Annotated in this window: 6 protein-coding genes; 3 read left to right on the forward strand and 3 right to left on the reverse strand. The window is 60.4% G+C overall.

Going from position 1 to position 9,531, the window contains the following annotated elements:
• Positions 1-862, forward strand: an 862-nt coding sequence (locus tag RT424_RS23045) for a hypothetical protein (protein WP_313443005.1), incomplete at its 5' end; no start/stop codon positions are given.
• A 44-nt stretch (positions 863-906) separates the two neighbouring features.
• Here RT424_RS23045 and RT424_RS23050 read toward each other — a convergent pair.
• The 3 genes from RT424_RS23050 to RT424_RS23060 form a co-directional block, all read right to left on the reverse strand.
• Positions 907-2,406 (reverse strand): arylsulfatase, encoded by a 1,500-nt coding sequence (locus tag RT424_RS23050; RefSeq protein WP_313443007.1) that lies wholly within the window; start codon positions 2,404-2,406, stop codon positions 907-909.
• Positions 2,407-3,223: 817 nt separating this feature from the next.
• Positions 3,224-5,191, reverse strand: coding sequence for a hypothetical protein (locus RT424_RS23055; protein WP_313443009.1), 1,968 nt, complete (start codon positions 5,189-5,191; stop codon positions 3,224-3,226).
• A 176-nt stretch (positions 5,192-5,367) separates the two neighbouring features.
• A complete protein-coding gene (locus RT424_RS23060) occupies positions 5,368-7,857 on the reverse strand; it encodes a TonB-dependent receptor domain-containing protein (RefSeq protein WP_313443013.1) in 2,490 nt (829 codons plus the stop codon).
• On the opposite strand from RT424_RS23060, the gene RT424_RS23065 reads away from it, so the two are divergent.
• Entirely contained in the window at positions 7,751-7,975 is a 225-nt protein-coding gene (locus tag RT424_RS23065) for a hypothetical protein (RefSeq protein WP_313443015.1), read from the forward strand. The two genes, RT424_RS23060 and RT424_RS23065, sit on opposite strands and share 107 nt — an antisense overlap.
• Positions 7,976-8,266: 291 nt before the next feature.
• Positions 8,267-9,439, forward strand: a complete 1,173-nt coding sequence (locus RT424_RS23070) for an ROK family protein (RefSeq protein WP_313443011.1) — start codon at positions 8,267-8,269, stop codon at positions 9,437-9,439.
• Positions 9,440-9,531: the final 92 nt, after the last annotated feature.

Below are 9,531 nucleotides of genomic sequence, written 5' to 3' on the forward strand. Positions count from 1 at the left end.
GGAGATCGACATGACTCTCGTGCAGGCCATGAAACTTCTCGTGCTGTTGAGCGTGATGCTCACGGTCGTTTCTCTCGCGTTGCGGGCAAGGGCGGGAGACTTCCTTTACTTGTTCCGCGAATGGCGGCTCGGTTTGCGTGCGGTGATCGCAATGTTCGTCATCGTGCCGGCCGTTGCGATTCTCATGGCGAATGTTTTCGAGCTGAAGGGCCCGGTGAAAATTGCGCTGGTGGCGCTGGCCTTCTCGCCGGTGCCGCCTCTCCTGCCCAGGAAGCAGGTCAAGGCGGGGGGAGAGGCATCGTACATCACCGGTCTTCTGGTTGCTGCGGCGCTGGCTTCGCTGGTGTTGGCGCCGATCGGCCTTTCGGTGACAGGAGCGATCTACGGCGTGGAGACGCAAGTCTCCCGCGCCGGCATGGCGACCACGCTGGGGCTAACCATCGCTCTGCCGCTGCTGCTGGGCGTGCTTGGCCAGCGCGTGCTGGGTGACGAAAGGGCGGCGGCGGTCTCGGGACCGCTCAGCAAAGTCGCGAACGTCCTGTTTGGGGTCAGCGTGCTGGCCCTGCTGGTCGCGCTGGCGCCGGCCGTCGGCAAATTGCTGGGCGATGGCACGATCGTGGCGCTGGTTGCGATGAGTCTGGTCGGTCTGGCCGCTGGCTGGTTCCTTGCCGGCGACGATCGGGACAATCGGATCGTGCTGGCGCTGGCATCCGCCGCCCGTCACCCCGGCGTCGCGATCGGCATCGCGACGACAAGCTTTCCGGACGCAAAGCTGGCACCCGCCGCGATTATCCTGGCGGCCGTGGTCAATACGCTGATCGCGATCCCTTTTCTCAAGCGGCTGCAGAAGAGCGAGGCTTAGAGCCTTTCAAGCTCTGTCGCGGCAGAGCGCCGCTCAGCCGGCCATCAGTCGCTGGGCGTGTGGTCCTTCATCCCCGCAAGAACCGCGGCCATGCCGATGCCGGTTCCCTTCTGCGATGGCGGGAAGTCATGCAGGCTTTGGACGAACCGGGCGATGGGTTCGGTCAGTTCGGGCATGATCCAGCTCTTCTCTTTCATCCAAAGGAACTGGCCGCCGGTATCGGGGCTGCGTTCGAACGGATCGGCCTTGATGTCGATCACCAGGCCACCCGGAATCTTGGTTGCCGCGTCGAGCCACTTGTCCTTGATCGCGACGTGGATCTTCCAATCGTCGATCCGCAATGCGGTCGGTTCCGTTTCCGCGAAGAAGAAGAATTCGCGGCGTTGCGATTTGCCATCGGGCCTGGTCAGCATGTCGATCTGGTTGTAGCCATCGAGATGGACCTTGTAGTCGGTCCCGCCGATTGTCTTGCCCGCGACAAGCTGTTCCTTCACGTCCGGCTCGCCCACGGCGGCCAGCAAGGTCGGCACCCAATCCTCGCTGGTCATGAACTCGCCGGTCCAGCTGTTCGCCGCGATCTTGCCCGGCCAGCGGATCAGCATGGGAACGCGGAAGCCGCCATCCCACGTCGTTCCTTTCTCGCCGCGAAACGACGCCGTTCCGGCCATTGGCCAATGCGCCAGATTGATCCCGTTGTCCGAGGTCAGCAGCACGATGGTGTTATCCGCCAGCCCTTCCACGTCGAGGGTATCGAGCAGCTTGCCCACTAGGCTGTCGAGCTGCAGCACCGCATCGAAGTAGGGCGTGTGCCCGCTCTTGCCGAGCCATTCGGGTGATACGTGGATCTGTTGGTGCATTCGGGATGGACAGTACCAGAGGAAGAACGGATTTCCGGCCCCCTTCTGCGCCTTGATATATTCGATCGAAGCATCGGTGAACTCGTCATCGATCGTGCCCATCCGATCGGTGGTGAGGGGGCCAAGATCCTCGATCGTCTGCTTGCCGACACGGCCCCAACGCGGATCTTCCGTCGGATCGTCGTTATCGCTTGCGCGGGCATGGATCATGTTGCGGGGGCGGCCGGCGAAATTCGGGTCTTTGGGAAAATCGGGCTGCTCGGGCATCTCCATCATGTTGAGGTGATAGAGAAAGCCGCGAAACTCATCGAAGCCGTGGACCGTGGGCAGGAATTCGTTGCGATCGCCCACATGGCTCTTGCCGAACAGGGCAGTGGCATAGCCCAGATCCTTGAGCAGCGCGGCCAGCGTCACGTCCCCGTCCTGCAGGCCGACTTTGGCACCGGGCTGGCCGACCGAGGTCAGGCCGGTACGGATCGGATACTGCCCGGTGATGAAAGCGGCGCGACCGGCCGTACAACTGGGCTGCGCGTAGTAGTCGGAAACCATCATGCCCTCTCGGGCCAGACGATCCATGTTGGGCGTGCTCACGGCGCCGAGGCCGCGGTGGTAGGCGGATAGATCCATGGGAGCCATGTCGTCGATAATGATCGCGACGATGTTCGGACGGGTGGAATCAGCGGCCATCACATTCTCCTGCGTTCCGCCCTGTTTCTCTCGCTACCAACCCGAAAAACATCGGGTAAAACCCTTGGCAGACCGAAGACATCCCCGAGTGGAAAGCTTTCAACCTGTCATTGTCTTACCGGTTCGGAAGGCCGGCATTAAATGGAATGAGGGTGCTGGCTGCCACCAGGACCGAGCCGTTTGGGTGGTATGGAACCGCGGCGGCTCAGCGGTTGATAGGTCATGACCCTAGCATCCGGCTTCCCGGAATCGTTGCGGAATCTGGTATAAAAGCACGGAATGCCGATTGTAGGTCGATCGTTGAGTGAGATACCTCGGCGGGCTCGCTGCCGACCGAATTTCTCCCCAGAAGAGCCGCGGTTTCCGGCCGTCGCTGCTGACGGTGCTGTGGTTCGTGGGTGCGGCGCTGGCATACATCGCCGCAACGAGGCCGAACAGGTAATCAGGAAAGTCTACGGTCCGGCTCTCTCGCTGCGTAATGGCTTCGGTCCGATCTGTTCGCCATTCCAATGCCTCGCAGGTGCGATGTGATTACATCTGACTGGAAAATAATTTAGCGCTGCTTCCGGAAAATGCTCTGATTCCTTCCAGGCTATAGACCTGGAAGGAATCAGGTAATCGGGAAGGTGGTTTGTAGTTAACTTGAGTGAGTTCCCTCGGAGGTGTGGATTAGGTGGCTATTATTGGCCGAGATCGTCAAAGAGTTTACTTCACAACCACACGCACACGCCCGAGATTTTGAATGCGTCCGAACGCTGTCTTGCGATCGCCGTCTCTTTGGGAAATACCCCGCAGTGCCGGATAATATGTTCCCGGCTTATCGAACCGATGCGTGATGGAAACGGTGGCCGTCTTGCTGCCGGGCTTGATCGGTGAGTTCACCGCGAACGTGCCTGCACCTTCGAAATCCCACTCTGCCGCAATTACGGTGCCGGTTCCAGGGGGGCACATCGATGGTGCCTTTGAAGGTGACTGTCTGGCCGGCGGCGATTTCTGCGCGCTCGCCGCCGTTCGTCTTGAGGGTCACGACCGGCTGGATGCCCAAGCGTTCCGCCGCCGTAGCGGGCACAATGATCTGACCATCCTCGTAGCGATAGTTGGTGGAGGCGGGCGGTGCTATTCCTTTCTCCACCCAAAGTGCCACATCGCGCAGTGCCTGGTTGAGCACGGGCACGTAGCTGACGGTGTGGATTGCATCTTCCTGCGTGTCGCTGTCACCGTGGAGGGCGTGATCGGTAAACCAGAGGCGGAAATGGTCGTCCGTCTTTGCGCCGAAGTGCTTTTCGACCCGTGCGCGGTACCAGTCGGCCGACCAGGGATAAGCCTCCCGGTCCCACAGGGACTCCACCAGGATCATCTTGCCTTCGAAGTTACCCTCCGGGATCGAGCCCGCCGTTGCCTTGGTGAACAGCGGGCCCAACAGCATGGGCCGCTGGGGATAGATGGGCTTGCCGTCGGCGCCCCGGAATTGGTCCCAAACCTTGAACTCGGCCTCCGGCACCTGATGGCGGTGGTAGGTCTGGGCGGCCAGGAAATTGCTGTTGTCGGCCTGGACCGTGTCACCGGGGGCAAGTTTCGCAGCCACGGTCGGATCTACAATGCCGAAGACGGCGATGTCGCCTTCGATTCTGCTCAGCGTCAGTCGCGCGCCTTTCGCGGCGCCGGACAGAACGATGAGATCCCCGCCGAGGAACTGGACGGCAGGCGGCGGCGCAGAGAGGCGAACGGCAACGACATATTGCGCCTCCTTGCCCTGCATGGCGGCATAGCTGTCGTCGACATTGCCTTTGGTCTTGCCGTTGGTCACGCTCGTTTCAAGATTCTGACGCGCGGCATCCGCGCCGGTCACCAAGGCCGCGATCGTCGACTTGTGCTGCATGCGATAGCCGGTGAAGCTCTCCGGATGATCGAAGCCGTAATAACCCGGCTTGGTCCAGAAGTCGGTAAAGTAGCTGGGGTCGGCCATGACGACGCCGCCGTAGAGGGCGGCGAAGCCGTGGATGCCCATCGTTTTCCACCCGAACCAGGACTGGAGCGGAAAGCCCATGCGCGTGACTTCACGAAGCGCCGAAGCCTGTTCGGCATTCAATCCCGCATAGGGATCGCCACTGCCGCCGGGTTCCATGGCATCGACGATCTGCGGGAACTTGTCCTGAAGCAGCCGCATCGCGTGCATGCGGACGGTAAAGCTGTTGGGGATGGCCATGCTGGAACCCAGCACATGCGGAACGGCGCCGTCCCAGACGCCGCGGGTGTTCTCCATCGATCCTACAGTGCGGTAGGCTCCGCCACTGCCGCCATAGGCATATCCATAGGGCCGTTTGCCGCCGTACATCTGGAGGGCAACGACGCGCGAATATTGGGCCGCCGCGGCATTGGCGCGGTAGGCGCCGATGGTGGGATCCTTGGAACCGAAGCCCGCCACGGCCGGACCGCCGCCATTGGTTTCGACGAAGTAGCCGCCGCTGGCGACCGAGAAACTGATCTTGTCATTGGCCGGTGAATTGGGCCGCTGGGCCAGATTCTCGTTGTCCGGCGCGGGCGTGAAATGCTGGAAAAAGCGGCCCTGATATTGCGCTTTGGTCGGGAAGTAGAAGGAAAAGCGCGTGTCGGTGCCCTTGAAGCCACCGTGGACATAGCGATGGCGAACGGGTGCATCGCGCCACTCGTCGATATCGATGTAAGGCTGGGCAAAGACCGGATCGGGCGTCGGGGCGGCTGAGGATGCGGTTGACGATGCGGCTGCCGGCGCCGCGTTGGTATCGGTCGATGCTCCCTGTGCCATGGTGGCCCCTGCGATTGAGGCTGAGACTAGGGCAATCCTGATGAGTGTGCCGGTGATGCTGTTATTCTGGCAGGCGCGCTTCATGCCGCAGGCTCCGTATGTGTCTTGATGGGAAAGCTGCCGTCACCGCCTGACAGAGGAGGCCCTCTGCCGGGCGGTGACGGTTGATCGGGCGATTAGAATTTCTTGCTGATGCCGAACTGGAACACGCGGCCGATGCTGGTGACCGCGTAGCCGTCCAGCGAGTTCAACGATCCGTTGTACGGCGGCGGGTCCTTGTCGAAGAGATTGTCGACGTTGAAAGTAAGCGACAGATCCTTCATCACGCCGCTGCCCTTGAAGTCGTACTGGGCGAACATGTTGATGATGTCGTACGCCTTGATCTTGGACTGGTTGAGGTTCGATGCGAGCGGGGCGACATCCCAGCCGCCAAGGTGCCGCCAGGTCGCCTGAGCCCGCAGGTTGCCGAAGGTGGCCCCCAGCGTACCGGATAGGATGAAGCGTGTCTGGGCTTTCACGGTGTTGACGAAGGTTGCCCCGGCGACGGCCTGTTCCTTGCGGTTCAGCACATAGTTGCCGTTGATCTGGGTATAGATAGAGCCAAACCCGGTTGGATGATCGTAGCCAAGCGCGAAGTCGAGGCCATCGGTGTTGACGGCAGCAAGGTTGGTGCGCCTGCCATCGGCGATCGAGTAAACCTGACCGGGCGTGACCGTGTAGGGTGAAACCGCGGCAAGCCCGTCGGGCACCTGGGAGGCCAGGGCGTTCACTTGTGCAATCGTCGGATTCATGACGTAATTGTTGGTGAACAGCGTGTAGAACGTGGACGGATTGAACACCGGCGGAATGTCGATCAGATCCTTGAACCGGATGTTGTAGTAATTGAGCGTGGCAGTGAGCCCCGGCAGAGTGGGCGGCGAGATGTCGAAGCCGAGCGACCAGGTGGTTGCTTTTTGCGGCTTGAGATCCTCCCCGCCGCCGCCGAGGAAGATCTGGGCCTGGCCCGGCTGCGGGGTAACGGCCGGGTTGGCGAAGAGGATGAACGGGAAGGCGAAGATCGTGGCAGGGGCGGCATCGGCACTGTCGGCAAGGCTTGGCGCCTGGAACGACTTGCCCCAGGTGCCGCGCAGCTTCAGGCCATCGAAAGGCTCATAGGTCGCGCCGAACTTCGGATTGAATGTACCGCCAAAGTCGCTGTAGTGATCGTAGCGACCCGATGCCGAAACGCTTAGCGAGTAGAGGCCGCCCGTGCGGTTCTCCGGGCCGAAGACCGGGATCTGAACCTCGCCGAACATGGCGGCAATGCGGCGGCTGGCCTTGTTGAAGGGCAAGTCTTCCACCGCGCTTGCGCTGACAGTGCCATCGATGCGGGATTGGTACTTTTCGTAGCTGTACTCGCCGCCGACCGCGACCTTGACGTCGCCGCCGGGCAAATGGAACAAGCTGCCGTCGATGACGGCGCGTGTGTTGACCATCTCGTTCTTGCCAAGACCATAGTCGAGGAAGTTGGAGATGAGTGGCAGAACGGCGGCATTGGCCGGGTTCGAGAGGTTGTAGGGATCGAAGTTGCCGGTGAGGACGAGCGTGGACAACGTGCCGTCATCGACCTTCTCGTTGGCCACTTCCGACCGTCCCCGGCCGTAGTTTGCAAGCCAGCGCAGCTGCCAGCCGCTGCCGAGATCGGCGGTCATCGTAGGGGTTACGCCCCAGGTCTCGAGCTTGGTGCTTTGCCTGGTGTGCTCACCCAGCACCGAGGAGAAATCCATCGAGACGGACTGGGCCTGGAAACTGTTGGCATCGCCGGTATTGCGGTAGAAAGGATTGAATACGAGGCCGGGGGCAAAGGGGTTGATAGGCGCGATCGTGGCGGTTGCCGTCACCGGACCACCATCGCCCTTGTTGACGCGGTTCATGTAGAACGCGCGCACATCGAAAGTGATCGGGCCGCCATCGTCGAACGAGAGGCCGGCGAAGACCGAGTGCCGCTGCTCGCTGGGATAGAACGTGCGGTTGTCGCTGATGTCGCAGCGGTTGCCGGAGCCAAGCGTAAGGCCGGGAAGGGCGTAGATCGAGGAGCCGATCGAGACATTGCCGGCTCCGCATGTCAGGTCGAACGGCAGGCCCCTCGTGTAGTCGAGACGGCGGACGTAATCGCGATCGCGGCCATAGAGCGAGTCGTGCCAGGCGTAATCGTAACTGGCGTAGACCGACAGCGAATCCCAGGTCTTGCCGACCGTTAGATCGGCATTGACCGACTGATAGTCGTCACCGACGCCGAAACGGCCCTTGGCTTCGATGCCATCGAAACGCTTGCGGGTGATGAAGTTGATGACGCCGCCGACCGCGTCCGCTCCGTAGATCGAGGAGCCGCCGTCCAGCACGATTTCGACGCGCTCGATGGCGCCGGGGGCAATGGCATCGGGATCGGGAACGGTCTGGCGAACGCCCATGCCTGGCAGGCGGTGGCCGTCGACCAGGATCAGCGTGGACGAGCCGCCACCTGACGCGCCGGGCAGGTTGCGCAGGTTCGGGCGGTTGATCGTGATCTGGCTCGAACTGATGGCCGACACGATCGGTGTGGAATTGAAGGAGGCTGCTTGTGGAACGCTGGCAAGAAGCTGGGCGGTGGAATTGGCGCCGATGGCCGTAATCGCTTCTGAATTGATCGAAACCGCTTCAGACCCGGCTGGAGCAACGCCGCGCAGCAGGGTGCCCGTGACGATGATTTCCCGAATTTCTTTCTCGGAAATTTGTGGTTGGGTGGTTTCCTCTGACGTCGCCTGAGCCAATGCTGCGATGGGTGTGAGCGCGATGACTGAGGCACCAACCATCGCGCACTGACGGATCGAACCGAAAGCTCTTTTCATATCCTCTCCCCTGTTCGGCACGCGGATTTTTTTCCGGGTTGCCATCCTTTCCCACCGCCACCGCAGTCGGAATCGCGATCTTAAGGAGCGCTGGAACCATATGATTGACAGGTTCGCGAGAGCTTGTCTCGCGGAAAAATTTATGGCCTAAATTAAATCCGCAGCGATGCGAGAATGGGCACGTCGAACTTCGGGATAGAGGAATGCCATGCGTCTTTCTGACCAGGAATTTAACCGGCTGTCGTTGTTGAAAGTCCTGCGGAAGAGTGAGCCGGTTGCGCGCATCGATCTGGCTCGGCTCACAGGTCTCACCGGCGGCACGATCACCGCCATCACCGCAGACCTGGTCAATCGCGGTATCGTCATAGAGGAAAAGGTGGCCTCCAACGCCCCGGGGAGACCGCGGATAAACTTGCGGATCAACCCGGCAAGCAAATATGTCATTGGCGCGACAGCAATAAGTGATGGGCAAGTTATGACTGAACTTGTCAATCTTCGCGGAGATAGCCTGGCCGTATCGACATCGAGTTTGCGAAAGGTGACCAAGATAAAGGACTTGGCTCATCAATTTGTGCACGCACTGAAATGCGCCCTGTCGGAATGGTCGGTGAACCGCGAGGATATATTTCGAATAGGAGTGGGCATTCCCGGAGTGGTCGACAATCGCACCGGATGGGTCGAACAAATCATCTCTTTCGAACCGGAGCCTTGCGACTTTGGTGGGATCGTTTCTCGCGGACTGGAAATTCCATGCCTTGTCGACAACAATATAAATCTCTTGGCCCGGGCCGAACATTGGTACGGCCTGGGGGCGCAAACCGCTGATTTCACCCTGATAAACGTTGATCTGGGGATCGGCGCAGCATTCTATCGCAGCGGGCAACTGGTTAGCGGATCGCACGGTATCGCATCGGAGTTCGGCCATGCAAAGGTAGTGCCGGACGTCGGCCGACCATGCTATTGCGGGGCACTAGGCTGCCTTCAGGCGTACTGTTCCATCCATTCTATCCTCCAGCAATCGTGCAGGGTGCTGGGCAGGGATGCGCCTTCCTATGAAACAATGAACGCCACATTCGATGCCTTGATGGATGAGCACGCCAGAGGAGTGATCGATATTTGGTCGGTGCTCCAGCAGGCCAGCCACTATCTGGGTATCGCTGTCGCCAACCATATCAACACGCATGACCCTGCGGAGATCATCATCGTTGGCCCTTCGGTTGCGCAGATGGACAAATTGCGATCCGCGTTTTTCAAGGCACTTGAAGATAATACCTTCCCAGCCTTGCGCCGTCGCACAAAACTGCATTTTCGGCTGTCCGATAAGGGACTTTATGCGAAAGGTGCCGCGGCGATGGTGTTGGAACGGCTATACGCGGCGTAGCAGTTTTCTCATGTCCTGACGCTTGCCGACCATCTATTTATACCAAGGTGCATTGATCAGAACCCATGAGCCCATTGGCGCAGTCCGAGGGA

The sequence above is a fragment of the Novosphingobium sp. genome (assembly GCF_032093395.1).
In the GTDB taxonomy this organism is placed as follows: Bacteria; Pseudomonadota; Alphaproteobacteria; order Sphingomonadales; family Sphingomonadaceae; genus Novosphingobium.

Excerpts from the sequence above, each read along its gene's own strand:
- RT424_RS23050 (WP_313443007.1), bottom strand. The coding sequence starts at position 2,406 with ATGGCCGCTGATTCCACCCGTCCGAACATCGTCGCGATCATTATCGAC.
- RT424_RS23055 (WP_313443009.1), bottom strand. The coding sequence starts at position 5,191 with ATGGCACAGGGAGCATCGACCGATACCAACGCGGCGCCGGCAGCCGCA.
- RT424_RS23065 (WP_313443015.1), top strand. The coding sequence starts at position 7,751 with ATGGCCGACACGATCGGTGTGGAATTGAAGGAGGCTGCTTGTGGAACG.
- RT424_RS23070 (WP_313443011.1), top strand. The coding sequence starts at position 8,267 with ATGCGTCTTTCTGACCAGGAATTTAACCGGCTGTCGTTGTTGAAAGTC.